At 64.2% G+C, this 25,766-nt stretch carries 27 protein-coding genes, 1 tRNA gene and 2 pseudogenes; 22 read left to right on the top strand and 8 right to left on the bottom strand.

The window, feature by feature from the left end; translation table 11 throughout:
* Window positions 1-21 precede the first annotated feature (21 nt).
* Together ACFU4Z_RS05840 and ACFU4Z_RS05835 are read left to right on the top strand one after the other, a co-directional pair.
* Complete coding sequence (locus ACFU4Z_RS05840) at window positions 22-597, top strand: TetR/AcrR family transcriptional regulator (protein WP_379060075.1); 576 nt, start codon at window positions 22-24, stop codon at window positions 595-597.
* A gap of 433 nt (window positions 598-1,030) precedes the next feature.
* Window positions 1,031-1,507: a DUF1772 domain-containing protein gene (locus tag ACFU4Z_RS05835; protein ID WP_379060074.1), complete on the top strand. Its 477-nt coding sequence runs from the start codon at window positions 1,031-1,033 to the stop codon at window positions 1,505-1,507.
* Window positions 1,508-1,680: 173 nt separating this feature from the next.
* On the opposite strand, the gene ACFU4Z_RS05830 is transcribed toward ACFU4Z_RS05835, so the two are convergent.
* Window positions 1,681-2,238 (bottom strand): TetR family transcriptional regulator, encoded by a 558-nt coding sequence (locus ACFU4Z_RS05830; RefSeq protein WP_379060072.1) that lies wholly within the window; start codon window positions 2,236-2,238, stop codon window positions 1,681-1,683.
* A gap of 39 nt (window positions 2,239-2,277) precedes the next feature.
* On the opposite strand from ACFU4Z_RS05830, the gene ACFU4Z_RS05825 reads away from it, so the two are divergent.
* On the top strand, window positions 2,278-3,534 hold the full coding sequence (locus ACFU4Z_RS05825) for a KasA/KasB family beta-ketoacyl-ACP synthase (RefSeq protein WP_379060070.1): 1,257 nt from the start codon (window positions 2,278-2,280) through the stop codon (window positions 3,532-3,534).
* Window positions 3,535-3,638: 104 nt separating this feature from the next.
* Window positions 3,639-4,433 (top strand): thioesterase family protein, encoded by a 795-nt coding sequence (locus tag ACFU4Z_RS05820; RefSeq protein ID WP_379060069.1) that lies wholly within the window; start codon window positions 3,639-3,641, stop codon window positions 4,431-4,433.
* A 35-nt stretch (window positions 4,434-4,468) separates the two neighbouring features.
* Here ACFU4Z_RS05820 and ACFU4Z_RS05815 read toward each other — a convergent pair whose 3' ends face one another.
* Together ACFU4Z_RS05815 and ACFU4Z_RS05810 are read right to left on the bottom strand one after the other, a co-directional pair.
* Window positions 4,469-4,876, bottom strand: a complete 408-nt coding sequence (locus tag ACFU4Z_RS05815) for a VOC family protein (protein ID WP_379060068.1) — start codon at window positions 4,874-4,876, stop codon at window positions 4,469-4,471.
* A 74-nt stretch (window positions 4,877-4,950) separates the two neighbouring features.
* Complete coding sequence (locus ACFU4Z_RS05810) at window positions 4,951-5,598, bottom strand: TetR/AcrR family transcriptional regulator (protein WP_379060066.1); 648 nt, start codon at window positions 5,596-5,598, stop codon at window positions 4,951-4,953.
* 87 nt (window positions 5,599-5,685) lie between these two features.
* Here ACFU4Z_RS05810 and ACFU4Z_RS05805 point away from each other — a divergent pair, with 87 nt between their 5' ends.
* The 3 genes from ACFU4Z_RS05805 to ACFU4Z_RS05795 all read left to right on the top strand — a co-directional run bounded on the left by ACFU4Z_RS05805 (window position 5,686) and on the right by ACFU4Z_RS05795 (window position 8,763).
* Entirely contained in the window at window positions 5,686-6,822 is a 1,137-nt protein-coding gene (locus ACFU4Z_RS05805) for an epoxide hydrolase family protein (RefSeq protein ID WP_379060064.1), read from the top strand.
* A gap of 179 nt (window positions 6,823-7,001) precedes the next feature.
* Window positions 7,002-7,625, top strand: coding sequence for an NAD(P)-dependent oxidoreductase (locus ACFU4Z_RS05800; protein WP_379060062.1), 624 nt, complete (start codon window positions 7,002-7,004; stop codon window positions 7,623-7,625).
* A 124-nt stretch (window positions 7,626-7,749) separates the two neighbouring features.
* The gene (locus tag ACFU4Z_RS05795) at window positions 7,750-8,763 is read left to right on the top strand and encodes an alpha/beta fold hydrolase (protein ID WP_379060060.1); all 1,014 of its coding nucleotides are present in this window, start codon (window positions 7,750-7,752) and stop codon (window positions 8,761-8,763) included.
* A 126-nt stretch (window positions 8,764-8,889) separates the two neighbouring features.
* Here the strand turns inward: ACFU4Z_RS05795 and ACFU4Z_RS05790 are convergent, their stop codons facing one another.
* The gene (locus ACFU4Z_RS05790; protein ID WP_379060058.1) at window positions 8,890-10,038 is read right to left on the bottom strand and encodes a GTP-binding protein; all 1,149 of its coding nucleotides are present in this window, start codon (window positions 10,036-10,038) and stop codon (window positions 8,890-8,892) included.
* A 79-nt stretch (window positions 10,039-10,117) separates the two neighbouring features.
* On the opposite strand from ACFU4Z_RS05790, the gene thiD reads away from it, so the two are divergent.
* Window positions 10,118-10,963: a bifunctional hydroxymethylpyrimidine kinase/phosphomethylpyrimidine kinase gene (gene thiD, locus ACFU4Z_RS05785; protein WP_379060056.1), complete on the top strand. Its 846-nt coding sequence runs from the start codon at window positions 10,118-10,120 to the stop codon at window positions 10,961-10,963.
* A 27-nt stretch (window positions 10,964-10,990) separates the two neighbouring features.
* Here the strand turns inward: thiD and ACFU4Z_RS05780 are convergent, their stop codons facing one another.
* Both ACFU4Z_RS05780 and ACFU4Z_RS05775 read right to left on the bottom strand, forming a co-directional pair.
* Window positions 10,991-11,797: a formylglycine-generating enzyme family protein gene (locus ACFU4Z_RS05780; protein ID WP_379060055.1), complete on the bottom strand. Its 807-nt coding sequence runs from the start codon at window positions 11,795-11,797 to the stop codon at window positions 10,991-10,993.
* Window positions 11,798-12,150: 353 nt separating this feature from the next.
* On the bottom strand, window positions 12,151-12,876 hold the full coding sequence (locus tag ACFU4Z_RS05775; RefSeq protein ID WP_379060054.1) for a TetR family transcriptional regulator: 726 nt from the start codon (window positions 12,874-12,876) through the stop codon (window positions 12,151-12,153).
* A gap of 29 nt (window positions 12,877-12,905) precedes the next feature.
* Between ACFU4Z_RS05775 and ACFU4Z_RS05770 the strand changes: the two are divergent.
* Window positions 12,906-13,112 (top strand): annotated as a pseudogene (locus tag ACFU4Z_RS05770) (2Fe-2S iron-sulfur cluster-binding protein); the annotation flags it as partial.
* A gap of 22 nt (window positions 13,113-13,134) precedes the next feature.
* Here the strand turns inward: ACFU4Z_RS05770 and ACFU4Z_RS05765 are convergent.
* Window positions 13,135-13,269, bottom strand: coding sequence for a hypothetical protein (locus tag ACFU4Z_RS05765; protein ID WP_379060052.1), 135 nt, complete (start codon window positions 13,267-13,269; stop codon window positions 13,135-13,137).
* Between the two features lie 97 nt (window positions 13,270-13,366).
* Complete coding sequence (locus tag ACFU4Z_RS05760) at window positions 13,367-14,128, bottom strand: SDR family oxidoreductase (RefSeq protein WP_379060050.1); 762 nt, start codon at window positions 14,126-14,128, stop codon at window positions 13,367-13,369.
* Between the two features lie 238 nt (window positions 14,129-14,366).
* Between ACFU4Z_RS05760 and ACFU4Z_RS05755 the strand changes: the two genes are divergently transcribed.
* From ACFU4Z_RS05755 to ACFU4Z_RS05695, 13 genes and pseudogenes are all read left to right on the top strand, one after another.
* Window positions 14,367-15,017: an SAM-dependent methyltransferase gene (locus ACFU4Z_RS05755; protein ID WP_379060048.1), complete on the top strand. Its 651-nt coding sequence runs from the start codon at window positions 14,367-14,369 to the stop codon at window positions 15,015-15,017.
* A 71-nt stretch (window positions 15,018-15,088) separates the two neighbouring features.
* Window positions 15,089-16,357: a glycosyltransferase gene (locus ACFU4Z_RS05750; RefSeq protein WP_379060047.1), complete on the top strand. Its 1,269-nt coding sequence runs from the start codon at window positions 15,089-15,091 to the stop codon at window positions 16,355-16,357.
* Window positions 16,354-17,460 (top strand): annotated as a pseudogene (locus ACFU4Z_RS05745) (glycosyltransferase family 39 protein); the annotation flags it as partial. The gene ACFU4Z_RS05750 and the pseudogene ACFU4Z_RS05745, both read left to right, overlap by 4 nt.
* Window positions 17,461-17,477: 17 nt before the next feature.
* Window positions 17,478-18,983, top strand: coding sequence for a recombinase family protein (locus tag ACFU4Z_RS05740; protein WP_379060046.1), 1,506 nt, complete (start codon window positions 17,478-17,480; stop codon window positions 18,981-18,983).
* A gap of 353 nt (window positions 18,984-19,336) precedes the next feature.
* Window positions 19,337-19,408: transfer RNA gene (locus ACFU4Z_RS05735), tRNA-Phe, on the top strand.
* A 256-nt stretch (window positions 19,409-19,664) separates the two neighbouring features.
* Entirely contained in the window at window positions 19,665-20,297 is a 633-nt protein-coding gene (locus ACFU4Z_RS05730) for a cutinase family protein (RefSeq protein WP_379060045.1), read from the top strand.
* 283 nt (window positions 20,298-20,580) lie between these two features.
* Complete coding sequence (locus ACFU4Z_RS05725) at window positions 20,581-20,874, top strand: hypothetical protein (protein WP_379060043.1); 294 nt, start codon at window positions 20,581-20,583, stop codon at window positions 20,872-20,874.
* Window positions 20,875-20,885: 11 nt separating this feature from the next.
* Entirely contained in the window at window positions 20,886-21,461 is a 576-nt protein-coding gene (locus ACFU4Z_RS05720; RefSeq protein WP_379060041.1) for a hypothetical protein, read from the top strand.
* Window positions 21,462-21,762: 301 nt separating this feature from the next.
* The gene (locus ACFU4Z_RS05715) at window positions 21,763-22,416 is read left to right on the top strand and encodes a hypothetical protein (protein ID WP_379060040.1); all 654 of its coding nucleotides are present in this window, start codon (window positions 21,763-21,765) and stop codon (window positions 22,414-22,416) included.
* 12 nt (window positions 22,417-22,428) lie between these two features.
* Window positions 22,429-22,923 (top strand): hypothetical protein, encoded by a 495-nt coding sequence (locus ACFU4Z_RS05710; protein ID WP_379060039.1) that lies wholly within the window; start codon window positions 22,429-22,431, stop codon window positions 22,921-22,923.
* A gap of 29 nt (window positions 22,924-22,952) precedes the next feature.
* Window positions 22,953-23,675 carry a hypothetical protein gene (locus tag ACFU4Z_RS05705; protein ID WP_379060038.1) on the top strand — a complete coding sequence of 241 codons (723 nt, stop codon included), beginning with the start codon at window positions 22,953-22,955 and terminating at the stop codon, window positions 23,673-23,675.
* A gap of 296 nt (window positions 23,676-23,971) precedes the next feature.
* The gene (locus ACFU4Z_RS05700; RefSeq protein ID WP_379060036.1) at window positions 23,972-25,531 is read left to right on the top strand and encodes a hypothetical protein; all 1,560 of its coding nucleotides are present in this window, start codon (window positions 23,972-23,974) and stop codon (window positions 25,529-25,531) included.
* Window positions 25,532-25,546: 15 nt separating this feature from the next.
* Window positions 25,547-25,699 carry a hypothetical protein gene (locus ACFU4Z_RS05695; protein ID WP_379060034.1) on the top strand — a complete coding sequence of 51 codons (153 nt, stop codon included), beginning with the start codon at window positions 25,547-25,549 and terminating at the stop codon, window positions 25,697-25,699.
* Window positions 25,700-25,766 lie beyond the last annotated feature (67 nt).

Raw genomic sequence — 25,766 nt, 5'->3', positions numbered from 1 at the left:
AATCGGAGTAGAGTCGTCGACATGACCGCGACGACAGGGCGCCGCGAGCGCAAGAAGGCCCAGACCCGGCAGACGCTCGCGGACGCCGCGACGCGACTGTTCCTGGAACGCGGCTACGACAACGTCGGCGTCCGCGACGTCGCCGAAGCGGCGGACGTCTCACTCAGCACGCTGTTCAAGCACTTCCCCGGCAAAGAGGCCCTGGTCTTCGATCTGGACGAGGAGCTGGAGGCCGCCATGGTTGCCGCGGTCCGCGACCGAGCACCGGGCCAGTCGGTGCTGCACGCCATCCGCGACTATTTGGTGCTCAACCGCACCAGATCCGGTACCGACCCCGACATCGCGGCCTTCCACGACCTGGTGAACTCGACACCTGCGCTGCGCGAGTACGCGCACCGAATGTGGCTACGGCACGAGACCGCGCTTGCCGCCGCGATCGCCGAGGCGACCGACGCACCCGAAGACGACCTCGCCGCCGCCGGGCTCGCCCATTTCGCCTTGGAGAGCACCCAAATCGCCGGTGACCGCGAGGACCCGCCGCGCGCCCTGCGCGAGCTCTTCGACCTTCTCGAACATGGCTGGGGCCGCACCCAGTAACTGCCGCAAGACGGCAGCGCTCGGCACACGCACGCGGCGGCCGACCAGAATCGTCGGCATCTGCCCCCGCGCGCGTAAACGTATGCGCTGGAACGAAATACGCCGATCAGCTGCCCGTACTCCGGTATCGAGATACGTGCGGATCGGCAATCAGCGACGGCAGCGCGACATTCAGAATCGTGACGTCCATCGCCACCAGCAACAGGCTCGCGCACACGGCGAACATCAGCCACCACTCGGAGCTGATCGCGTAGCCCCTCCGCAGACATCGCGCTCCTTCGCTCGCCCGAACGAACCTCGGCCGGCATCTACGGCCCGCTAGCAAACAGGAAGCTACCGAGCTGGGCGCGACCTTCTGAATCTTCTGCTTGCTTTTGAATCTAGCTGTGCTAGATTCTATATCGCAGCTAGAACGAGAGAACGGAAAGTCGCCATGCTCACCACGGTCATCCAGCTCGTCGCCATCGTCGCGGTCCTCGCCAACGCGATCGTCTACGGCACCGACACCCTCGCCGCTATGGTCATGCGGTCGGTCCACGCCGAACTGGACGACCGCACCATGACCATCAACGCGGGATGGGGTCACTACTACGCCGACAAGCGGATGCCGATCGTCGGCATCAGCGGCGTGGTGACCGCGGTGGCGACCAGCGTCATCGCGGCCATCGGCGGACACTTCGCGGCCGCCGTCGCAGCCGGGATCGCCGTACTGGCCCTGGTGTCGTGGCTCGGCGTCTATGTGCGGGTCGCCAAGCCGATCAATGCCGTGCAGACCACCGCCGCGCAGACCGGGATCATCCCGCCGAATGCACGTGCCCTGCAGGAGAAGTGGGATAGCGTCGTCAACGGTCGCGTGGCCCTGCAGTTCATCGCCATCGCCGCCTTGTGCGCCGCCATCGCCCTTGCGTGACAGCATCTCCGCCACACCTACGCGTGAGCCGTGCGACCCCCATCGGGTGCACGGCTCACACTCGTTCGTCGTGGCAACAGCCCAGGTGGCCGCCGGATAACACCGTTCGGACCGGAAATCGAAAGCACAACAACAGCTTCCACACCGATGGCGCAGAACCTGCCGATGAACCGTCAGCGCAGATTCTGCTCGATCAGGCGGTGGGCCGCGCGGTCGGCGCGGTCGATGTCGCCGGTGATCAGGCGGTCTTGGATGACGCCGCGCAGGCCGGAAATCAATAGCGTGGCAACGGCTTCCGGGTCTTCGATCGATGCGATGCGACGTAGCGCCTCGGTGAGCGCCGCGACGAAGGTGGCGATCGCGGCGTCGGCGTAGGCGGCGTACGGGCTGCGCGGGGCGCAGGCAGTGCCGAGCACCTGCAACAGGACGCGCACACTGGTCGCACCCGCGCCCGACAGGCTCGCCGTATAGAAGTCGCTCAGTCGCCGCCGGAGTTCCGCGGCGTCGCCGACGTCCGCGAACAGTGCCGCGATGTCGGGGCGCTGGGTGGTGAGCGCCTGGACGAGCATCTCCTCTTTGGTGTCGAAGTAGTAGATCAGCATGCGGGAGCTGGTGCCGAGCTCGGCCGCGAGTGGGCGCAGCGACAGGTCCGCCAGGCCGTGATCGGCGATGTATCGCACCACGTCGGCGAGGAGTTCGGCGCGTTTTGCTTGGTCGAGTGGGCGGGCCATGAGTTGACTGTAGCGAGTGGTACAGGTATCCATGACATCGTGACTGTAACAATCGCTTCAGAAACTACCGGCGCTGCTCGCGACTCGGTCGTGGTCACCGCCTACGCCGCGACCACATCACTCGCCGACGACGCGGACACCACCTGGTCCGAGCTGCTGGCCTGCCACAGCGGCATCGGGACGCTCGAGGAGGATTTCGTCACCGAATACGACCTGCCGGTGCGGATCGGCGGCAAGCTGAAGTCACAACCCGGCGAGCAGTTGACCCGGATCGAGCAGCGGCGGCTGTCCTATGTCGAGCAGATGGCGCTGGTGCTCGGACGCCGAGTCTGGAGCAATGCGGGTGCGCCCGCGGTGGACCGTGAACGGCTGGCCGTCGCGATCGGCACCGGCCTCGGCGGCGGCGACGCGCTCATCAACGCGGTGGACGCCATGCGCGAGGGCGGCTACCGGAAGGTATCGCCGATGTCGGTGCCGATGGTGATGCCCAACGGGCCCGCCGCCACGGTCGGCCTCGAAATCGGTGCACAGGCAGGCGTTTTCGCGCCGGTCTCGGCGTGCTCGTCGGGTTCCGAGGCGATCGCGCAGGCCTGGCGGCTGATCAGCACCGGCGAGGCCGACATCGTCGTCGCGGGCGGCGTCGAGGGCCACATCCACGCGGTGCCCATCGCGAGCTTCGCCATGATGCGCGCGATGAGCACGCGCAACGACGAACCGCAGCGCGCGTCGCGGCCGTTCGACCGGGATCGCGACGGCTTCGTCTTCGGCGAGGCCGGGGCCCTGCTGGTGCTCGAATCCGAGCGTCACGCACGAGCGCGTGGCGCGCAGATCCACGGCAGGGTGCTCGGCGCGGGAATCACCTCGGACGCCTACCACATCGTCGCATCGGACCCCGGCGGCATCGGCGCGGCGCGAGCCATGCGCAAGGCGATAAGCACAGCGGGACTGCAGGTTTCGGATATCCACCATGTCAACGCGCACGCCACGTCGACCTCGGTCGGTGACGCGTCGGAGGCCAACGCGATCGCGGCCGTTGTGCCAGACGCCTCGGTCTACGCACCGAAATCCGCACTGGGACACTCGATCGGCGCGGTCGGCGCGCTCGAATCCATCCTGACCATTCTGACCCTGCGCGACCAGATCGTCCCGCCCACACTGAATCTCGACGATCGCGACCCCGACATCGACCTCGATATCGTCGCGGGCGCACCACGCCGCCAACGGATCGACTACGCGCTCAACAACTCCTTCGGCTTCGGCGGCCACAACGTCGCCCTCGCCTTCGGCCGGGCCTAGACCTGACAGGCGCCAGCGCCGGAGTACCGTCCCGAATGGAATCGTCAACCGACAGATAACTCGCCGACCGGCAGCGCCGCCGGCCCGATGGGACGGACAACGACGTGGCCGACGCCTTCTACCTACCTGACCCGGCGGACCCCGATCGGTTCGTCTCGACCGAGCTCACCCGAGGTCCGTGGTCACCGGACGCCCAGCACGCCGGGCCGCCGTCCGCGCTGCTCGGCTACGCGATCGAACGCTGCGCACCGCGGGAGGGCTTCCAGGTCGGCAGGGTCGCGGTCGAGATTCTCGGCCCGGTTCCGCTGGCGCCGCTGACCGTCGAGGCGCGCGTCACCCGGCCCGGCCGCAGCGTCGAGCTCATCGAAGCGACGCTCTCAGCCGATCGCGGGCCGGTCATGAAGGCCAACGCCTGGCGCTTCAGACTGGCCGAGCCCGAACTGACCCTGCCCCCGCAGATCATCCCCTCCGGCATCCGTCCGGGACCCGAGCAGGCGATCCCGTCGGCGTTTCCGGCCAGCCAGCCGGTCGGCTTCCACACCGGTATCGAATACCGGTTCATCACAGGATCATTCGCCGAACCCGGACCCGCGATCTGCTGGATCCGGCTGAAATATCCGATCGTGGCGGGCACCACCGCGAGCCCACTGGAACGCACCCTGGCCGCCGCCGACTCCGGCAACGGTGTGAGCTCGGTCCTGGACTGGTCGCGCTACCTGTTCATCAACACCGACCTCACCGTCACACTGCACCGCATACCGGTAGGCGAATGGATCTGCCTCGACGCCGTCACCTACCCCCAACCACACGGTATCGGCCTGGCCGAATCCGCCCTCTTCGACGAAAAAGGCCCCCTCGGCCGCAGCACCCAAGCCCTCCTCCTCGCCAATCGCGGATAGCGTCGCAGCCATGCCACACCGTCGGGCACGCATGGCTAGGGGCGCGTGGAGATCTGCTGGACGGCCCAGCCGTTGCCGTCAGGGTCGGTGAAGAAGAGGAAGCCGACGTTGTCCAGGAGGTCGGGCATCGGGGTCGGGCTGTGGCCGAGAACTTGGACATCGCTGACCTCGACGCCGCGTTCGACCAACTCGGCGTGGGCTTTTCGGATGTCGGGGACCACCAGCTGCAAACCTTGCAGCGAGCCGGGTTCCATCGTGGGAACCGCGCCCTCGCCGATGACGATGGAGCAGCCGGAGCCCGGTGGGGTCAGCTGTACCAGCCGGACGCCCTCGCCGATTTCGGTGTCGTGGTCGACCGCGAAACCCAACTGCTCGGAGTAGAAGTCCTTGGCCCGGTCGATGTCCGATACCGGCACGATCACGACCTCGAGTGTCCAGTTCATCGCGAGTCCTTTCGCTGCTGCGGACAGGGATATTCCTACCAGTGCAGACGCGCGGTCGTCGGCGAAATCATCGGTCACGGACGCCGCTGCCAACGCCAGGCGAATTCGCCGGCCTCCGGCGGCGGACCCGGCAGCTCGCCCTCGACCGTCAGGCCCGCGATGAGCAGCCCGAGAACGCGACGGCGCAGCTCGGCGGTGCGCTTGCCGTCGGGCATCGAAATGGCGGCGCAGGCTTCCAGGACGAGGCCGAGATCCAGGCTGGTGACGTCGGGACGCAGTCGCCCGGAGGCGTGAGCGCGGCGCACCAGCTCCTCAGCAACCTCCCCCGCGTGCAGCACGTCGGGCAACATCGATTCGTCCGGCGTGAAGGTGCCCGCCAGATGCACTGTCAGCGAGTGCACGTCGGCATCGACCACCCGCTCCAGGAATCCGACGAAGCCGTGCCAGCCGTCGGAGTCCTCCAGTGCGGCATCGGCTTCCACGTTGTAGCGGCGCAGGCCCTGGTGGCACAGGGTGCGCAAGAGGTCCTCCTTGCTCGGATAGCGGCGATAGAGCGCGCTGATCCCGACCCCGGCGCGTTCGGCGACGGCGGCGATCGGGGCGTTGGGATCGGCGAGGAAAACCGCCCGCGCGGCCTCCATGATCAACCCGTCGTTGCGGGCGGCCTGGGCCTTGCGGCCCGGCAGGGCCTTCGGAGCTGGGGTTTCGGATGTTTTCGGCATGACTTCAGCGTAGCACTTGAAACGGAACGATCCGTTCTGCTACTGTCTTAAACAGAACGAAGCATTCCGTTTCACAAGGAGAAGATCATGAACGCCGTTCGCCCCTTCACCATCGACATCCCGCAGACCCAGCTCGACGACCTGGCCAACCGGCTGCAACGGGCGATCTGGCCGAACGAGCTGAGCGGCGTCGCCGACTCCTACGGCGTGCCGAACGAGCGAGTGCGCGCCCTCGCCGAGCACTGGCTGGATCATTTCGACTGGCGGGCGCTGGAGGCGAAGCTGAACTCCTACCCGCAGTTCGTCACCGAGATCGAGGGCGAGGACATCCACTTCCTGCACATCAAGTCCTCGCGGGCCGACGCGCTCCCGGTGATCCTGAGCCACGGCTGGCCGGGTTCGATCCTGGAATACCTCGACGTCATCGCCCCGCTCACCGAGCCGGAGTCCGCCGACGCCCCGGCCTTCCACCTGGTCATCCCCTCGCTGCCGGGATTCGGATTCTCCGGACCGACCCGCAGCACCGGCTGGGGTCGCGACCGCACCGCCAAGGCGTGGGTGGAGCTGATGAGCAGGCTCGGCTACGAGCGCTACGGTGCCATCGGCAACGACGGCGGCTCGATGATCTCGCCCGAGATCGGCCGCATCGATCCGGATCGCGTCGTCGGAGTTCATGTCACCCAACTGTTTTCGTTCCCGTCCGGCGACCCGGCGGAATTCGAGGGCCTGTCCGAGGACGACATGGCCGCGCTGGGGCACCTGCAGTGGTTCCACGAGAACAAGATGGCCTTCAACACCCTGCACAGCCAGCAGCCGCAGACCCTGGCCTTCGCGCTGAGCGATTCGCCGGTGGGCCTGCTCGGCTGGAATGCGCAGCTGTTCGGCGAGAGCCTCGACGACGACTTCGTGATCGGCAATGTGGCCATCTACTGGCTGACCGGCACCGCGGGCTCGTCGATTCGCTTCTACTACGAGGACGCCCACGTCGGGCAGCAGCCTGCCGCGCCCACCGAGACGCCGACCGGGCTCGCGATGTTCAAGGGCGACTTCCAGTCGATCCGCCGCTTCGCCGAGCGTGACCACCGCAAGATCGTCAGCTGGAACTCCTATGACGTCGGCTCCGTCACCGGCGGCCCCAACGACGCGGCAGGGCACTACGCCGCACACGAAGCGCCCGACGTCTTGGTCGGCGATATCCGGAGCTTCTTCGCCCAGCTCAGCTGAGTATTCTTCGCCACTCGACGGCCCGTGCCCGGTGTTCCGGCGCACGGGCCGTGGTGCGTCCCGCAGGCCCGAGACAGTCTCTTATGTCATCGAGACGCGCGGCCATGGTTCACCGGACTCGGCGCTGATGTACTGGATTCATCAACAGCTCAACAGCTTTCGAGAACAAGGAGAACACCGTGAAAATCGCAGTCTTCGGAGCGACAAGCACCGTCGGTCGCCAGGTCGTCGAGCAGGCCCTCGCGCAGGGTCACGAGGTGACGGCCTTCACCCGCAGCGCGGCCGGAGTCGAGCAGCGGCACGAGCGCTTGCACATCATCGAGGGCGACGTGCTCGACACAGCGTCGGTGGAGCGGGCCGTCGTGGGCCAGGACGCGGTGCTGATCTCACTCGGTGCGGGGCGCAAGGGCGTCATCCGGGCCGAGGGCACGCGTGCGGTCATCGAAGCGATGAACCGGACCGGAGTGAAGCGGCTGATCGCACAGACCACCCTCGGCGTCGGCGACAGCCGCGGCAATCTGAACTTCCTGTGGAAGTACGTCATGTTCGGCATGCTGCTGCGCCAGGCATACGCCGATCACGTGCAGCAGGAGGCGTACGTCCGCGCCAGCGACCTGGACTGGACCATCGTGCGCCCGAGCGCCTTCACCGACGGCCCGCGCACCGGCAGCTACCGCCGCGGATTCCCGGCCGACGAGACCGGACTCGCGCTGAAGATCGCCCGCGCCGATATCGCGGACTTCATGCTCGAGCAGCTGACCGACACGTCCTACCTCCGGCAGACTCCCGGCATCTCGAACTGAGGCAAGAGCCATGCCGCGCCGTTGGACCGGCTCATATCACCGGCCCGCCCGACCGCGACCCACGCGCCGACCAGGGGTGTGTGGGTCACGGCCGTGGAATACCTCGGCGTCACAGTTACTTGAAATGAGTGTGACCGATCACAAAATCTTCGAGCTCGGCGACTTCGCCTTTGCCGGTGGCACCGTGCCCAATGCCCGGCTGGCGTACCAGACCTACGGCGAGCTCGCGGACGACAAGTCGAACGCCATTCTCTTCCCGACCTGGTTCGCGGGGACCCACATCCACAACGAGTGGTTGATCGGCCCGGGCAAGGCGCTGGACACCACCCGCTACTTCGTGATCGCGCCGAATCTGTTCGGCAACGGGCTTTCCAGCTCGCCGAGCAATACCCCAGCGCCATACGACCGCGCGCGGTTCCCGAACGTCACCATTCTCGACAATGTCACCGCCCAGCACCGCTTGATCACCGAGCATTTCGGCATCACCCGACTGCCCCTTGTGATCGGCGCCTCGATGGGCGCGGCGCAGACCTACCAGTGGGCGGTCAGCTACCCGGACATGGTGGAACGCATGGCGTCGATCACCGGCTCGTCACACACCAGCCCGCACAACAAGGTCTTCCTCGACGGCCTGCGATACGCCCTGACCGCCGATGCGGCCTTCGCCGACGGCGACTACCCGGAACCGCCGCGCATCGGCCTGCGCGCGTTCGCCCGCGTGCTCGCGGGGTGGGCGTTGTCGCAGGCGTTCTATTGGGAGCGGGTCTACGAGAAAGTCGGCTTCGCCACCCTCGACGACTTCCTCACCAACCTGTGGGAGCCGATCTTCGCGACGGCGGACGCCAACGATCTACTCGCCCAGATCTGGACCTGGAAGCACGCCGACATCGGTCTGACACCGGGTTTCGACGGCGACACCGAGGCGGCATTGGCCGCCATCACGGCGAAGGCCGTGGCCCTGCCCGCCCTGAAGGATCTGTACTTCCCTCCGGAGGACGAGGCGTGGGCCGTCGGTCACATGCGGGACGCGAAACTCATTGTGGTACCCGGTATCTGGGGCCATCTCACCGGCGGCGGGAGCGATCCGGAGGGAGCGGCATTCATCGATAACGCGCTGCGGGAACTGCTGGCGCGCTGACGGCCGTCACTACTGATCAACCACGACGCGGAGCGCGGCGCTATCCGATGGTCCGTTCGAGCATGAGGTGCACGCATACCTGGTTTTCGTCCGCTGCGCCGACGGCGCAATGGCGGCACTCATCGCTCATGCGTGCTCGTGCAGCTCGCCCCAAGCGGGGAACGGATCGGGGTAGTCGGCCCATTCCCGTTGTCCCGCAGCGAGTTCGACGTCGGTGAGCAATGCGGCGTCCAGCATGTCGCGAACCCGGTCGCGGTCGAGCTTTACGCCGATGAAGACGATCTCTTGTCCCGGCGGCACCTCCAGCGAAGTCCACCGGGCGGCCGGTTCGAATACCAGGTTCGGGCCCGCCTGCGACCAGACCGCCGCCAACCCCGCCCGGCTGGCGATCCAGCAGAAACCCTTGCTGCGCAACAGGCCTCGCATCTGATCGAGCGCATCGCAGAGCCGGGACGGATGGAAGGGGCGGTCGGCGGTGTAGGTCAGGCTGCGGATGCCGTATTCCTCGGTCTCCGGGATGTGTCCGCCCGCGAGTTCGTCCTCCCAACCCGCGGCCTCGGCGGCGACGACCGGGTTGTAGCGTCCGGTGCCGAGCACCTCGGCCAAGTCCACGATGCCCTGCTGCGTGCGCAGCACCTCGGCACGCGGATTCAGCCTGCGCACAGTGGCTTCCACCGCCCCGGCGACGGCGTCGCTCACCAGATCGGTCTTGTTGACGAGCACGACGTCGGCGAATTCCACCTGATCCACCAGCAAGTCGGCGATGGTGCGCCCATCCCCTTCCGCCGCTTGCAGATTGCGCTCGGCAAGAGCCTGCCCGCGGGCCACCTCGGTGAGGAAGGTCGATGCGTCGACCACCGTCACCATGGTGTCCAGCCGCGCGATATCGCCGAGGGTGAAGCCGTCCTCGAATTCCCAGTCGAAGGTGGCGGCCACCGGCATGGGCTCGGAGATGCCGGTGGATTCGATGACCAGCTGATCGAACCGGCCGTCCCGCGCCAGGCGGCCGACCGCTTCGATCAGGTCCTCGCGCAGCGTGCAGCAGATGCAGCCATTGGTGAGCTCGACCAGCTTCTCTTCGGTCCGGTCCAGGTGCCCCTGGCCTGCGACGAGCGCGGCGTCGATATTCACCTCGCTCATGTCGTTGACGATGACCGCGACGCGGCGGCCGTCCCGGTTGGCCAGGATGTGGTTGAGCAGCGTGGTCTTGCCCGCGCCGAGGAAGCCGGACAGCACGGTGACGGGCAGCAGGTCGGTGGTCGATGAAGTGGTCACCCATTAATGATAATGGTTTTCATTTACGTCAGGGATTCCGGGGCGGCTTCCCGGCATGGCAGGTCGTAGGGTCTTGGGTGTGAAATTGCTGCCTCTTCCCGCCGAGGGACAGACCCCGGTCCGCGCGCTCACCATCGCGGGCACCGACTCGGGTGGTGGTGCCGGGATCCAGGCCGACTCGCGCACCATGGCGCTGTGCGGGGTGCACGCGTGCGTCGCGGTGGCGGCGGTGACGGTGCAGAACTCGGTGGGCGTCAGCGGCTTTCACGAGATTCCGCCGCAGATCGTGGCCGATCAGGTGCGCACCGTGGTGGGCGATATCGGGATCGGCGCGGCCAAGACCGGGATGCTGGCCTCGACCGCCATCATCGAGGCCGTCGCGGGGGTCTGTCACGAGGTCGGCATCGGACGCGACGGAACGATTCCGCTGGTGGTCGACCCCGTCGCGGCGTCTATGCACGGCGATCCGCTGCTGCACGAGGAGGCGCTGGACGCGGTGCGGCACACGCTGATTCCCCTCGCGACCGTGGTGACACCGAACCTGGACGAGGTCAGGCTGATCACCGGCATCGAGGTCACCGACGACCCGAGCGCCCGCCGCGCCGCCGAAGCGCTGCACACGCTCGGCGCACAGTGGGCGATCGTCAAGGGCGGGCATCTGCGCTCGTCCGAATTCAGCACCGATCTGCTGTTCGACGGCGAGCGATTCCTGGAGTTCACCGCACCGCGCATCAGCACCGGCAACGACCACGGCGGCGGCGACACCCTGGCCGCCGCGATCGCCTGCGCCCTCGCCAACGGCTATTCGGTCCCCGACGCGGTGGCCTTCGCCAAGGAGTGGACCTATCGCTGCCTCGCCGCGTCCTACGACCTCGGCGCCGGGCATGGGCCGGTGTCGCCGCTGTGGCGATTGAGCCACTCGTAGGCCGCGCTCAGGGCGACTGAGTCGCGCTCAGAGCCACGCCGAACGGACGACACGGAAGCCGACGTCGTCGGGCCGAAAGCTCGGATGACTGCGACGGCGCACCGAGGCGCGGCAGCTCCAGTGCTCGTCGAACCACCCGCCGCCGCGCAGCACCCGATAGGCGCCGTACACCTCGGCGTCGTAGACGTCCCAGCACCAATCCCACACGTTGCCGAGCATGTCGTACAGGCCGAACGCATTGGGCCGCTTGCCGCCCACCTCGTGCATACGGCCCTCGGAATTGCCTCGGTACCAAGCGATCTCATCGAGTTCGCCATAACGCGGACCGGTCGTCCCGGCGCGGCACGCATGCTCCCACTCGGCTTCGGTCGGCAACCGGTACCCGTCGGCGGAAGCGATCCACTCGATACCGCCGCCATCGGCACTGGCACCGACTGCGGCTTGGGCACCATCATCGGCACCGGCATCGGCATCAGCATCACTATCGGCACCGGCATCAGCATCAGCATCAGCATCAGCATCAGCATCACTATCGGCACCGGCATCGGCATCGGCATCGGCATCGGCATCGGCATCGGCATCGATGCGATACGCCGGTGACAACCCCTCGCTTCGGGACAGCGCGTTGCAGAATCGGACCGCGTCCCACCACGAGACAGTCTCGACCGGCATGCGGTCGCCGTGCGCGGCGCTCGGGCGTTGACCGGTGACGTGCGCGTACTGCGATTGAGTGACCGGAAACCGCGACATCGAATACGGCCGCACCTCGACCGACCAGCTGCGCTGCGTCCGCCGATCCGACAGCGTCACCCGCCCGGCGGGGATGGCGACCATCCTGTTTTCCGTATTCACACCCACGGGGAGGTGATCCTATCCTCGCGGGCCTGCGCGCATCGTCGGCCACAATCCGTGACGGCAGGTCCCGGCCGGATTCCTCGGACCACCCGCCGGACTTGGTTTTCGTCAGCGGCGGTCGGCATCGTTCTGTGCAGGCCGAACGAAGCGGACGACAGGTCGTGGCTGCCGGCTCCGACGGCCGTTTCTTGTCGGTGGGCTGGTTCATACTGAGGATCGCAAACACAGTTGGCCTCAATGGCGCGGCACAACAGGAACAGCGTGGTTCACGTGGATGCGGCGGCCGGCCGTTATCGCGCTCGCGGCCGGCGGCACCGGTGGCTCTCTACGGCCTATACACTCGAAAATGCTTGGTGCAAAGGAAGGTCGGCGTCGATCACGATCCCGTTGAGACGGGCGTTCGCCTCGGCGAGGGCCGAGATGATCTCGGCCAGGTAGGCGACGAACTTCTCGATCGGCATCGCGTTCGCCTGCACGCGGTTCGCGCCGAGCCACCAGTCGGTGGCCGAGGCGACCGCGCCGAAAATCGAGTAGTTGACCAGCTCCACGCTGGCCACCTCGACAGACTTGTCCCCCAGCATTCCGGCGAACAGCTCGGCGGCGCGCTTGGCCGATTGGCGAGCGGACTGCAACGCGCGCTCGGATTCGTCGGCCTGCTGGGTGAAGTGGCTGTGCAGCATGAAGCGGAAGACGTTCGGATGCTCGGTCACCACGAGCACGTATTCGGCCGCGCCGCGGCGAACCAATTCACGGGCCGAGTCGTGGGTCAGGTCGATGCTGGAAACAATCCGTTCCCACAGCATGTCGCGCACCCGGTCGACAATGGCGTTGTAGAGGTCGGTTTTGTCCTCGAAATGCCGGTACAGCTTGGGTTTCGCCGCGCCCGCCTCCTTGGCGATATCACCCATGCTGACTTCGGGGCCGAACTTGTCCAGCGCGCGGAATGCCGCGTCCACGAATTCGTCACGCACCTTCTTGCGATGCTCGCGCCACCGCTCGGTGCGAGCATCGACGCGCTTGGGCGGCGCTTCGTCTGTATCCCGGCCGCGTTGCGTCACGAAATCGACCGTACCAACCTTCGGCCACGCTGCTGGACAGTCTGCTCGCCGATGGCTACGACGCGCCGTACTCCTGCCGTGCGGGCGAATGCGGCGCATGCGCCTGCACGGTGCGCGCGGGCGAGGTCAGCATGCTGCGCGACGAAACTCTCGTCGACGCCGACCTCGCCCTCGGCCTCACCCTCGCTTGCCGGTCGGTGCCGCTGACCGACCACGTCGAGATCGACTTCGACTAACCGGCCGAGGACGCTCCCGCGCTCAGCGCTTCTTGGGCAGGAAGGTGGACTCGGTGCTCGCATCACCGGCCGACTTGGCCTTCTTCTCCGCTCGCTTTTCCTTGAGAGACTTGCCGGACTTCTTCGTCATGCCACTGCGCGGAGATTTATCGGACATCGTGGTCCTTTGATTGGAGACCTGAACGGTCCCGGCCCCCCGACCGTACGCTACGGCGGGAGGCTCGAAGGCTGCCTTTCCGCTGGAGGGCGGATTCTCAGCCCAGCTGTTCGGTGAGGAAGTCTTCCCAAGTGCGCTTGCCGATTCGAGCGTTGTCGAGATTGAGATTGACGCCGGCACGGTAAGCCTTGCCCGCCTTGCCCGGCACCCGGATCGGCAGGAACGGGCGGCGCTTGCCGACGGCCGTCAAGTAGCCGCGGATCAGCTCGGGCAGCGTGTACACCGTGGGGCCGGCCAGATCCGTCACCAGACCGGCCGGGGCGCCGTTCGCCAGCTCGACCAGGCGGGCCGCCACCTCACGCGAATCGACCGGCTGCCACCGGATCGCGCTGGGAGCCGGGACGATCGGCATCTTCGCCATCGCCTGCACCGTCTTCAGCGCCAGGTCGTGGAACTGGGCGGCGCGCAGGATCGTGTACGGCAGGCCGGACTCGATGATGGCGCGCTCCGCGCCGAGCTTGGCCTTGAAATACCCGAGCGGGATGGTGTCCGCGCCGATGACCGAGATGTGTACGAAGTGCCGCACGCCCGCGGCCGCGGCGGCGTTCACCAGGTTCTGTGTGGCGATGTCATCGCCCTTGGGGCCGCCCGCAAGGTGCACGATGGTGTCGACACCGGCCACCGCCGTATCGATGCCTTCGCCTTTCAGGAGGTCACCGGTTACGTATTCGATGCCCTCGGCGGCCTCGCGGGTGCTGCGGCTCAGCAGCCGAATCCGATAGCAGGCTTCCCGCAGCAGCGGCGTGACGTGGCCGCCGAGGGTGCCGGTGCCGCCGGTGAGCAGGATGGTCGAGGTCATTGGTCTCTCCGATCATGGCGGACTGGGAGTCATCCCCAATCGCTTCGCTGGTATTCGGTGGTTCTGCCTAGATGACTGAGCGGGCGGCCGGAATGTGACATCGGTCCACAGTGCGCCGCGTCACCATCGCCACGAGTTGCCGAAACAGCAAAGAAAGTGGCCCGCAAAGTACGGCACGGCCATCATTCGATGACGGTGGACAACCACCGGCCTGCGACCCCCGACAGGAGCACGACCCATGACCGAGACCTCTGAATCGAGCGCCACCCAGCAGTACTGGGAGGAGTTCTATCGAGACCGCGACCAGGTCTGGTCCGGGAATCCCAACCCGCTGCTGGTGCGTGAAGTTGCCGACCTGACACCGGGAAGTGCGCTCGACCTCGGCTGCGGCGAAGGCGGCGACGCCATCTGGCTGGCCGGACACGGATGGCGGGTCACCGCGGTCGATGTGTCCGCGACCGCCCTGCGGCGCGCCGCGGGGCACGCACAGGACGCGGGTATCGGTGACCGGATCAGCTGGGCCGAACACGATCTGGCGCAGTCGTTTCCGGGCGGGTCGTTCGATCTGGTGTCCGCGCAGTTCTTCCACTCGCCGGTCGCCCAGGCCGATGAGCGCACCGACGTGCTGCGCAGGGCCGCGGCGGCGGTGTCGCCCGGTGGGGTATTGCTGATCGCCGGTCACGCCGGGTGGCCGTCGTTCGTGCACGAGCACGACGCGCCCTTCGACGTGCACTTCCCGACGATCCCGGAGGTCATCGACGGACTCGGCCTCGACCCGGCCGCCTGGCAGGTCGAGACGACCGACGAGGTCCAGCGCGAGGTGACCTGGCCGGATGGTCAGAGCGGGCACCGGGTCGACACTGTCGTGCGCATTCGACGCCTCCGGTAGGACCCGGGTACCCAGCAACCTCACAGCTGGGGCCCAGCTCCACACCAGCGCGGGTGTCGAAGGTGGTCGACATGACCGAAACCGCGACCGCCGTACACCGGGCGGAGCCGACCGAAGCGGTGATCACCCCCGTGCTGGATGTGGTGATCCCCGTCTACAACGAGGAGACCGACCTCGGGGTATGCGTGCGTCGGCTGCACGAGTACCTGCGGGCCGGGTTTCCGTTCCCGGCGCGCATCACCATTGCCGATAATGCGAGCACCGACGACACCATGCAGGTCGCGCGGCTGCTCGCCGACGAGCTCGACGACGTGCGAGTAGTGCATCTGGACGCCAAAGGGCGGGGCAGAGCGCTGCGGACGGTGTGGGAGCAGTCCGACGCCCAGGTGGTCGCCTACATGGACGTCGACCTGTCCACCGACCTCAATGCCCTGCTCCCCCTGGTCGCTCCACTGATCACCGGGCATTCCGATCTCGCGATCGGCACCCGATTGAGCGCGTCCTCGCGCGTGGTGCGCGGCCCCAAGCGCGAGATCATTTCCCGCTGCTACAACCTGCTGCTGAAAGCCTCACTGCAGGCGCACTTCTCGGATGCGCAGTGCGGATTCAAGGCGATGCGCGCCGAGGTCGCGCGCAGACTGCTGCCGCTGGTACGCGACGGTGAGTGGTTCTTCGACACCGAACTGCTCGTGCTGGCGGAGCGGGCCGGGCTGCGCATTCACGAAGTGCCCGTCGACTGGATCGATGACCCCGACAGCCGCGTCGACATCGTGGACACGGCGCGCAAAGATCTGCTCGGCATCGCCCGACTCGGTCGGGCGCTCGCCACCGGCGCGCTGCCGCTGGAGGAGTTGCGCCGGGCGATCGGGCGCGAGCCGCTGGTGGCGGGCGTGCCGCTCGGCATGGTCGGGCAGTTGGTGCGCTTCGCCATTGTCGGGGTGTTGAGCACCTTCGCTTACCTGCTGCTCTACGTTGTCCTGCAATCGTTCATCGGCGCGCAGCCCGCCAACTTCCTGGCGCTGTTGATCACCGCGGTCGGCAATACCGCCGCCAACCGTGCCTTCACCTTCGGGGTGCGCGGGTCTCGCGGGGCGGTGTCGCACCAGTTCCAGGGTTTGGTGATCTTCGGCATCGGCCTGGCGTTGACCAGCGGATCGCTGTTCACGCTGCATCATTGGGCCCCGGACGCGCCGGTCCATCTCGAGCTGTTCGTGCTGGTGACGGCCAATCTGATCGCCACACTGACTCGATTCGTCGGGCTGCGCTGGGTTTTCCGGAACCCTGCCGATCGACCGGCGCTGGACACCGCGGCATCCGGTGGAGAAGGAGGTCTCCGATGACCACACTGATCGCCGCGCCGACCGCGACGGTTCCCGAACCGACCGGCAAGCGCGACATCCGGTGGGAGTACCCGGCATTGGCCGTGCTGCTGATCGGCACCACTGTCGCCTATCTGTGCAACCTCAGTTCGAGCGGCTGGGCCAACTCGTTCTATTCCGCTGCGGTGCAGGCCGGTTCGGTGTCGTGGGAGGCGTTCTTCTTCGGCTCCTCGGATGCCGCGAACTCGATCACTGTCGACAAACCGCCCGCCTCGCTGTGGTTGATGGAACTGTCGGTGCGTGCGTTCGGCCTCAACAGCTGGAGCATTCTTGTTCCGGAAGTACTGCTCGGCGTCGCTTCGGTGGCGCTGCTGTGGGCGACGGTCCGCAGGCCGTTCGGCCCGGCCGCCGGACTGCTCGCCGGACTGACGCTCGCGGTGACTCCCGTCGCGGCGCTGATGTTCCGGTTCAACAATCCGGATGCGCTGCTGGTGTTCTTGATGGTCGCGGCGGCATGGGCGATGACCCGTGCCGTGGCGGACGGGCGCACCCGCTGGTTGGCGCTCACCGGCGTGCTGATCGGATTCGGGTTCCTCACCAAGCAATTGCAGGTGCTGCTCGTAGTCCCCGCGCTGGCGCTGACCTATCTGATCGCAGGTCCACCGAAGCTCGGCAAGCGGATCTGGCAGCTGCTCGCCGCGGGCGCGGCGATGATCGCCGGAGCAGGCTGGTGGCTGCTGATCGTGGAACTCTGGCCTGCCTCGTCGCGGCCATGGATCGGCGGCTCGCACAATAATTCGATCCTCGACCTGACCTTCGGTTACAACGGCCTCGGCCGATTGAACGGCAATGAGCGCGGCAGCGTCGGTCCCGGCGGTGAACTGCCCTCGGGCGGCAACGGAATGTGGGGCAGCACCGGGATCACCCGCATGTTCGAACCCGCCCAGGGTGGTCAGATCGCCTGGCTCATCCCGGCCGCACTCGTTGCTCTGGTCGCCGGAATTCTGCTGCGCGGCAGGGCTGCTCGCACCGATCAGCAGCGCGCGGCGCTCGTCCTCTGGGGTGGTTGGCTGCTGATGACCGGGCTGGTCTTCAGCTTCATGGCGGGGATTTTCCACCAGTACTAAGTTACACTCCTGACATGAGCTATTCACTGGTTGGCCTGCGAGCCGTCGTCGCTGCGCGTGTGTCCCATGTCCAGGGCCCGGAGAAGACGAGCCACCACAGTCAGAAGGATCGGGGCATTGCCTACGCCGCAGGTCAGGAGTGGGAGGTGGTCGGCACCGTCGAAGACCTGGACGTCTCGGCCATCAAGCTCAGCCCCTGGCAGCGACCAGACCTGAGGCAGTGGCTCACCGACCGCAAAGACCAGTTCGATGCGTTGATCTTCTCCAAAACCGACCGCGTATTCCGTCGAGCCGATGACTCCCTCGCGCTGACAAAATGGGCTAAGGAGCACCGCAAGATCCTGGTCCTGATCGATGACGGCATTCGGATCGATTTCTACACGCCCGAGGATCAGCAGGACCCTATGGCCGCAATGAACGCGCGCGTCTTTTTATTCATGGCGAGTTTTTTCGCGGAGCTGGAGGGGCAGCGATTCGTCCAGCGCGCACATGATCGCATCGGGAAACTGCGCGCGACCGACCGCTGGGGCTATGGCGTCCCCCCGTTCGGCTTCATGGTGGTCGAGCACCCGAGCGGCCAAGGCGGCAAAGCGCTTGCTCATGACCCAGAAGCTCAGGCGGTCTTGCACCGAACCGCCGATCGCCTTTTCGCTGGCGACTCATTGACCAGGATGACCTACGAACTTTCCAGCAATCCGGAGACGCCATCCCCCCGAGATTGGCTGCGCATCAGGTCCGGGAAGCCGACGAGGGGTGAAGCTTGGTCCACCCAGAGACTCAAGGCGATCCTGACCTCCCCGGCGACCCAGGGCGTCAAGATGATCCTTGGCAGACCGCTACTCGATGCCGAAGGGGTGCCGGTCACGGTCGGTCCACCCTCGTTCGATCCAGACACGTGGGCGCGCATACAGAATGAAGTGGAGCAGCGATGCCAAGGGCCCCACGAGCGTCGACACAGCCTCAATCCCGTGCTTGGCGTGGGGGTGTGCGGGAACTGTGAGAGCAATCTGGCGCAGAGCACGAAGACCACGAGAAAAGGTGTTGAGCACAGATACTTCAGGTGCTCCAAAAAGCCTGCGTGTCCACTGGTTTCCGTAGTTGCCGACGAAGCGGAGCATGAGCTTGAGCAGGCATTTCTCGACATCTACAGCACTCGGAAGATCGTCGAGCGTGTTTGGCGGGCTGGCAGCGATCACTCTCATGAGCTGGAGCAGGCAGAGCAGACAATCGCATCTCTGCGCGAAGACCGAGAGCTGGGCCTGTACACCACGCCGGATGACGAAAAAAGATACCGCTCGCAAATGTTGGCGCTGATCAAAAGACGAGATCTGCTCGCCGAACTGCCGGTCGTGAAGTCGGGTTGGGTGCAAGTCGAGACCGAGAAGACCTATGGCGAAATATGGCCCGCTGCGACCATGGAAGAGCGCCGCCAAATGCTGATCGACGCCAACGTAAAACTCGTGGTCAACGGGCCGAAAGACTACCGAGTCGTGTCCAACCTGATCGAGAGTTTTATTTAACCGTGCATTTGCAACGCGAATAGTCTTATGCTAACGCCGTGCGGTTCGTATGTAAGTTCGGCGGCACCAAATAGATTTCCCGCTACCTGGGGATAATGAAAACCGGCTGGACACCTTCCTTCTCCTGGGGTGTCCAGCCGGTTTTGTTCGGGTGCGAGCAGGTGTACAACATTCCCGAACGTTCAAAAATAGTGAACGGCGGCGTCCATTGAACATCGATTGAGCCGTCAGCAAGATCCCGAGGGGTGCGCCTCGGTGTAACAAATAACGCACCGCATTGGCGTAGCTCAATAGGAAGAGCAGCGGTCTCCAAAGCCGCCGGTTGCAGGTTCGAGTCCTGCCGCCTTTGCCAACGATCTGTAGCTCAGAAGGAAGAGCGTCCGGTTGAAGCCCGGAATGCGGAGGTTCGAATCCTTTCAGATCGGCGTTAACTGCACGAGCACATGGAGTGCACAGAGACTGTAAATCTCTCGCCTACGGGCACAGGTGGTTCGATTCCATCCGTGCGGACAACCACCCCGCTCCTTTCCGGTAGGGCGGGGTTTTTTAGCGCCCCGAGCGCCCAAGGTAACCGTCCCCCCGCATTGAATATTTTCGAGTGGCCGTATCAGGCTCGGCGGGTTGAGCGAGGTTCGAGGGCGCTCGGGGTTTTTCGTTCACAAAAGAAGAAGGTTCTCCCCGATGTCGCTCACATTCAAGGCACTGGCTGTTGCTGCTGCCACTATTGCCATTACTGCACTTTCCAACCTCGCGTCCCCCGAAGCCCGCGCTGACGACATGTGTGACGACGTGTACAGCATTGTTGTCGGCGGAGCCAAGATCAGTGCGGCGGGTACTTGGCAGTCCTCGGAAGATCTGATCGGTGATTTCCCGGTTGGCTATGACATTTTGTACCCGACTCAGGGCCTCGCGAACTTGGATGCGGCTGTACAGCGTCGCAAGGCGGAATGCCCTGGTGGCCACATCACAATCATGGGGCACTCGGAAGGTGCGGCGATCGTCCACGCGTGGGTTACACGGAACAAGTACATCGACGGCGTCAACGCGGTCCTGCTTTCCGATCCCAAGCGTGCTGCCGGACCCGGCTCTGCTGGCCTTTCTTCGGTTCCCGGTAATCAGTTGGTCGGGTATCCGTTGTCCGGCGTAGATGCCGATTTCGGGACGGTTCCGGTGCTCACGATTTGCCAGCACGACGACATTGTCTGCAACGCCGAAGCCGGGTGGAACGGCTACCTCTATGGCGGTGCCCATGGCCGATACAACTTCGATGCCCGGTACTACGGAACCGACTGGCAAGGCGTCATCTTCCTGTGAGGTTCGGCCATGGCGGAAATCAACAACGCCCGGTGGCGAAATCTTTGCAAGCGAATGAAACAAACGCTTCCCCCGGTGTGCTGGCTGTGCGGTGAACCTATCGACCTGTCGCTGTCTGGGCGGCATCCGATGGGCTGGTCGTTGGATCACAAGATTCCCCGGGCCGAGGCACCGCATCTGATGTACGAGCTTTCGAATCTCACCCCAGCGCACATGATCCACAACGCAATCCGGGGTGGTCGTGGGCCCTCAGCGGTGAAGTACTCGAGAAATTGGGGGTGACATGGCAGACGAATTCCGGAAACCGCCGGGCGACAAACTCGACTATCAAATCGACTGGGACGACTGGCTTTCCCTGATCTCGGACACGATCAACGCGTCGACATGGACGGCAGATCCAACAACGGGCATCACCATCAGTGGCCCTCCGGCTCCATCGTTCACCCCGGTGAGCGCCAAGGTTTGGATTTCGGGGGGCACCTTGAACCAGAACTACACGATCTACAACACGATCACCACCGTAGGCGGGCGCATCAGGACTCGCTATATCACCCTTTTTATCAGGGATAAATCCTAAGAGGACTCTCAATGCAGACCGATAATGTCACGTGGAAGATGCGTGCCCGTGTTCTCAAGTACGAGCCTGAGACTATCGCCAATCTCACCGATCGTTTCGGGCACGAGCCGAGCGGTTCAGAGCTGCGCGCTCTTGAGTCGCTCGGCCTTTTGGCTCCGGATGACATCGTAGACGTGATCGGCAATGCCCTGGTCAATGTCGGCAAGCAGCGCCTCAGCGATCTGATCACCGGGACCGGCCAGGCTTTCACGACTTCGCGGGGCGTGACTGGTGTCGGGAACAGCACCACAGCGGTTGGCGGTTCAGATGTCGCGCTGTTGGGTGCGAGTCAGCTGTACAAGGCCCTGGATGGCGCACCGACAAGCGTGACCGGCGTTATCACCGCGTCGACGACGTTTACCGGATCTGATGCCAATTTCGCGTGGGAAGAGTGGTGCTGGGCAATTGCTACGGCGGCCCCGGTGACCAACGCCAGCTTTGCGACGGCGACCACTTCTGGAGTCATGGTGAACCGGAAAGTCCAGTCTTTGGGCACGAAAGTCTCCGGCGCGGTCTGGACTTTGCAGGCAACGGCGACGATCTCGTAGTCTACGTGGCCGTTAGGGACCGCAAAGCCTATTCCCGGGAACGAAATCGAAGACGTCGGCTAACCGTCCTGGCTCATTATGGCGGACGTTGTTCGTGCTGCGACGAAGCCAGGATGGAATTCCTGTCAATAGACCACAAAGACGGCGACGGCAATAAGCACAGGGCAGAGGTAGGAAAAGGGTCGAACATGGTCGAATGGATTATTCGCAACGGATATCCGTCGATGTTTCAGATCCTGTGCCACAACTGCAATCAAGCGCGTGGCAGTTATGGCTACTGCCCTCATGAGGGGTGAGAGATATGCCCTTGCAATGGACGCGCTCCGTTGACAACTTCCCATCCACGCTGAGCGGTCAGTGGGTTCGGCGTAACGGCGGCACAAATCCACTGACCAGCGGCGGAATGATCACCACGAATTCCACGTCAGGCTTTTTCCCGGCAGAGTTCATTGCCCGTCCAAGCTCTGGCGCGGATCAGTACATCGCGGTCACGATTGCGCAGCTACATCCAGGCACTTCTGGCGGCAGTCCATCATGCGTGGTGCTGCGATCGCCGAACAATGCTACGACCGGCACCGTGCCAGTTCTTTTTATCAAGAATGCTCAACTCGGCATTTTTACCATGACGTCGTGGGCTGCGGCCGGAATTGTCACTCAAAGCGCGTATGCAAATGCCAATGGCGGCTCAAATATGGCGGTTGGCGGACGCATCGAATTCTGGGTAACCAACAATGTCTACACCACCGCCTATAACGGCAACGTCATCAACACCTGGGACGACTCAGGCACTTTGACTGCCAACCAGACCGGGCGCTACGGAGCCGTGATTATGCAGCGCGCCTCCGACGGATCAGCGACGGGCCAAATGGGCTTTGACGATTGCCAATTCGGGGACTTCGCCCCAACAAACGTGCCTATGCCGATGCAGGCCATTAACCGGCCGAATACTTACTGACAGGAGCATGCTATGGCGCGCAGGCGTTACAAGGTTTACAACGCAGCCACCGCAGCACTAACAGCCGCCCCCGCTGCGGTAACTACCGGCACTTCGCTTAAAACGATGCTGCAAATCAAGCCAACCACCAATATTGCGGTCATCGCATGGGGTTACTCTTTCGACGTTGTGCCGACAGCGCTGGTCAAGGTCGAGCTGATCACTACGGGCACGGTTGCTGCGACAGTGACGGCATTTGCGGCGGGCGATGTCGTGAAATATGACGATGCCGGTACGGCTGCCTCCGCAATTTCGTTGGGTACCAGCGCATCGGGCTTTACCTCCACGGCAGAGGGCACGATCACCGCGACCAGGGAAATCTTCTTCCGGAACGAATTTGGCCAGAGTTACGAAAGCCAAGAGCCCCTTGATCGCGAGGGTGGAGTGATCGCAAATGACATCCTGCGCATTCGTGCCACCACAGCGGTCGCGATCGGGATGACGTGCTGGGTCCTTTACGAGGAGTAAGGCCGGTCGCGGTAAAGGGAAGGTGACCCATGGCCCGTATCGGTAGAAGTCGCCCCGCATCCAACTACCGGCCGAACCGGCCCTCCTTCGTTGGCGCTAAACCGGTGCCAGCCTCGGACACTGTCGCGCTTGTCGACACCGCCGCAGTTGTGGCTACCGTGCCAGGCTCAGAGAGTGTCGCAGTAGCTGACCTGGCCGTCCTGGTTGTTGCGGGATCTGACAGCATCGCGTTTGCCGACACGGCTGGCGTTGGACCAAATGCCACCGAGACCGCGTCGTTTACCGAGTCCGCCATGGTCATCATTCGGGCTACGGAGTCCATCGACCTTGCGGACACGGCGTTCGTCATCAACACGGTCTCGGTGTCCGAAGATATCGGCGTTGTTGATGACGCACTGGTCCGTTTCGCGGTGTCGGACACTATCGGCCTTGCTGATGACGCGGCATTCTCGACCTCCACCCTGAAGACCGCTAGTGACGACATCTCGTATTCCGAGACAGCACTACAGATTTCACTTGTCTCTGTTACCGAATCGGTCGCATTCGCTGAGTCTGCGAAGGTCATTGTTCAGGCATCGGAAGTTGTCCTGTTCTACGACTCCGAATTCGCTTTTGGCGATGGCCTGGTCCTCCAAGGTGACCGCATAGTCCGTGTCGATCCGGAGCGGCGCGTATACCGGGTTCTGGCAGAGGACCGGGTTATGCGTGTCGACGCCGAAAGCAGGGTTTACAAGGTGGGGGCTGATGGCTGAGAACGACAAAGAAGAGCAGTTCGAAGAGCCGCAGTCCATCGCAGAAGTCTTCGCTCGGGGCGACACAGAGGAATCCTTGATCGCGCTGCGCGACTTCATTGCCCGCGAGCTCGACGGAAACCGTTGCAAGACATGTCATATGAGCCAGCTCCGCACCGGAGATCAGGCAGCGCTTTTGTTGAGAGCTCAGAAGATCATAGAAGATATCGAGATCCTCCAGAGGGCAAAGGCACCAGCTAATCCGCACTTGCCGAAGGGGGTAGCAAATCTTGCCTCCATACGCGCCAAGCGATCAGTTGATCGGCCATCAGACACCGAGAATCCTGGCAGTTCCGGGCTCGGCGTTAAGAGTTCCCCACGGAGATCCGGACCTGGACGTAGAGAGTCTGGGCGATGAAGCCATTGAGCTTGCCGAACTCACGGGCCTGACTCTCGATCAGTGGCAGCGCCTCTGCATTCGTCAGATGGCCGCGATCCGAGAAGACACCTATAGCAATCCGTACACCGGACAAGTCGAAAACAAATGGGCCGCTTCGGAATTCGGGCTCATGGTAAGCCGCCAAAACGGGAAAGGCAGTATTCTCGAGGCCAGGGAACTCGCCGGACTCTTCCTGTGGGGCGAACGCCTGATCATCCACTCCGCGCACCTGTTCCCGACTGCGATCGAAGCATTCAACCGAATCTTGATGCTGATCCAGAACACGCCGGACCTGGACCGCGAAGTCAAGCGAGTAGTCAACAGCCACGGCGAAGAAGGCATCCACCTGAAGTCGGGTCAGCGCCTCCTGTTCAAAGCGCGCAGCTCAGGCAACGTTCGAGGTTTCACGGGCGACACCATTGTCTTTGACGAAGCCATGAAGAAGCTGGGTTCGAGCGAGATCAAGGCGTTGATGCCTTCGGTGTCTGCCCGGCCCAATCCCCAGCTCATCTATACCGGTAGCGCGGGCAATCATGAGTCCGAGCATTTCGGCCGTATGCGTAACCGCGCGCTCGCTCACCTGGCCGGGGAAAAGCTGGAACAAAGGCTGGCCTGGATCGAGTGGTCTGCGAACTCTTGCAACCTCTTCTGTCGCCCCGATTGCGACGAGCATGACCGGCCTGGCGATCCCGAGACCTGGGCAATAGCCAACCCTGCTATGGGGATTCGCCTGGACGAGGCGTGGATTCGCGATGTCGAGTACCAGTCGATGACCCGGGATGACTTCGCCATGGAACGCCTCGGTGTCGGGGATTGGCCCTCGGACGGTAACGGGTGGCGCGTCATTCCCCGTGAAAAGTGGAGCGACCAAGGCAATGAATCGAGTCAGCTTGTCGGCAAATTCGCCCTTGCTGTGGATTCTGCTCCCGATGCTTCGTGGACAGCGATTTCCGCTGCGGGCATCAACTCTGACGACGAATTCCACATCGAGATCACGGGCCTCGCTGAGCAGGTCGATTACCGCCCCGGCATCAAATGGGTGGCCGATCGCGTCGAAGCTATTTACAAGCTCTACAAGGTCCCGTTCGTTGTTATATCGCGAGATTCTCCGGCGGGAACTTTGATCGAAGAGTTGGAATCCAGGGGAATCAAAGTGGTCGTCCCGAGCAGCCGTGACTATGCGCTGGCGTGCGGTGACTTGAAATCCGGCATTGCCCCGGTTGGCGGCGAAACACCGAATGTCACGCACACCGTACAGACCCCACTCACAACAGCGGTCGCAGCGGCGGACAAGAAGCCCATGCAGGACCTGTGGGTTTTCTCCAAATCGCTTTCCAATGCCGATATCACCCCACTTGTTTGCGTCACTTTGGCGCTCTGGGGATACAAGCAGCACATTTACAGAAAGCGGGCAAAGCCTTTCGTGGTCTTTGCTTGACCCGAGGTTTTGCACATGAAGCTCGCGTTTCTGAAGCGAGACGTATTGGCCATGGCGGGCATCGGGCTCGGACTGGTCGTTGCTGGCGCTTTCATGCTCGCTGGCCCGTGGGCACTGATCGTTTCTGGCGGGCTAATCGTCGCCGCGTCGTCGTTTATTGATTTCTGAGGGGTGACGAATTGAAGCTTTGGTCACTCTTCAGGCCGGGGAAGAACGCTGGAACCGCCCGCGATGG

Source organism: Nocardia sp. NPDC057440, from assembly GCF_042802915.1.
In the GTDB taxonomy this organism is placed as follows: domain Bacteria; phylum Actinomycetota; class Actinomycetes; order Mycobacteriales; family Mycobacteriaceae; genus Nocardia.
Note: the sequence above shows the minus strand (reverse complement) of the source record. Positions and strands in the feature narration are given on the sequence as shown.

Bases quoted from the DNA above. Each gene is read 5' to 3' on its own strand.
- ACFU4Z_RS05830 (WP_379060072.1), bottom strand. From the start codon at position 2,238: ATGGCCCGCCCACTCGACCAAGCAAAACGCGCCGAACTCCTCGCCGAC.
- ACFU4Z_RS05750 (WP_379060047.1), top strand. From the start codon at position 15,089: ATGACCGAAACCGCGACCGCCGTACACCGGGCGGAGCCGACCGAAGCG.
- ACFU4Z_RS05725 (WP_379060043.1), top strand. From the start codon at position 20,581: ATGGCAGACGAATTCCGGAAACCGCCGGGCGACAAACTCGACTATCAA.
- ACFU4Z_RS05795 (WP_379060060.1), top strand. From the start codon at position 7,750: ATGAGTGTGACCGATCACAAAATCTTCGAGCTCGGCGACTTCGCCTTT.
- ACFU4Z_RS05805 (WP_379060064.1), top strand. From the start codon at position 5,686: ATGAACGCCGTTCGCCCCTTCACCATCGACATCCCGCAGACCCAGCTC.
- ACFU4Z_RS05715 (WP_379060040.1), top strand. From the start codon at position 21,763: ATGCCCTTGCAATGGACGCGCTCCGTTGACAACTTCCCATCCACGCTG.
- ACFU4Z_RS05840 (WP_379060075.1), top strand. From the start codon at position 22: ATGACCGCGACGACAGGGCGCCGCGAGCGCAAGAAGGCCCAGACCCGG.
- ACFU4Z_RS05835 (WP_379060074.1), top strand. From the start codon at position 1,031: ATGCTCACCACGGTCATCCAGCTCGTCGCCATCGTCGCGGTCCTCGCC.
- ACFU4Z_RS05705 (WP_379060038.1), top strand. From the start codon at position 22,953: ATGGCCCGTATCGGTAGAAGTCGCCCCGCATCCAACTACCGGCCGAAC.
- ACFU4Z_RS05810 (WP_379060066.1), bottom strand. From the start codon at position 5,598: ATGCCGAAAACATCCGAAACCCCAGCTCCGAAGGCCCTGCCGGGCCGC.
- ACFU4Z_RS05730 (WP_379060045.1), top strand. From the start codon at position 19,665: ATGTCGCTCACATTCAAGGCACTGGCTGTTGCTGCTGCCACTATTGCC.
- ACFU4Z_RS05815 (WP_379060068.1), bottom strand. From the start codon at position 4,876: ATGAACTGGACACTCGAGGTCGTGATCGTGCCGGTATCGGACATCGAC.
- ACFU4Z_RS05760 (WP_379060050.1), bottom strand. From the start codon at position 14,128: ATGACCTCGACCATCCTGCTCACCGGCGGCACCGGCACCCTCGGCGGC.
- ACFU4Z_RS05695 (WP_379060034.1), top strand. From the start codon at position 25,547: ATGAAGCTCGCGTTTCTGAAGCGAGACGTATTGGCCATGGCGGGCATC.
- ACFU4Z_RS05780 (WP_379060055.1), bottom strand. From the start codon at position 11,797: ATGGTCGCCATCCCCGCCGGGCGGGTGACGCTGTCGGATCGGCGGACG.
- ACFU4Z_RS05710 (WP_379060039.1), top strand. From the start codon at position 22,429: ATGGCGCGCAGGCGTTACAAGGTTTACAACGCAGCCACCGCAGCACTA.
- ACFU4Z_RS05755 (WP_379060048.1), top strand. From the start codon at position 14,367: ATGACCGAGACCTCTGAATCGAGCGCCACCCAGCAGTACTGGGAGGAG.
- ACFU4Z_RS05720 (WP_379060041.1), top strand. From the start codon at position 20,886: ATGCAGACCGATAATGTCACGTGGAAGATGCGTGCCCGTGTTCTCAAG.
- ACFU4Z_RS05765 (WP_379060052.1), bottom strand. From the start codon at position 13,269: ATGTCCGATAAATCTCCGCGCAGTGGCATGACGAAGAAGTCCGGCAAG.
- ACFU4Z_RS05740 (WP_379060046.1), top strand. From the start codon at position 17,478: ATGAGCTATTCACTGGTTGGCCTGCGAGCCGTCGTCGCTGCGCGTGTG.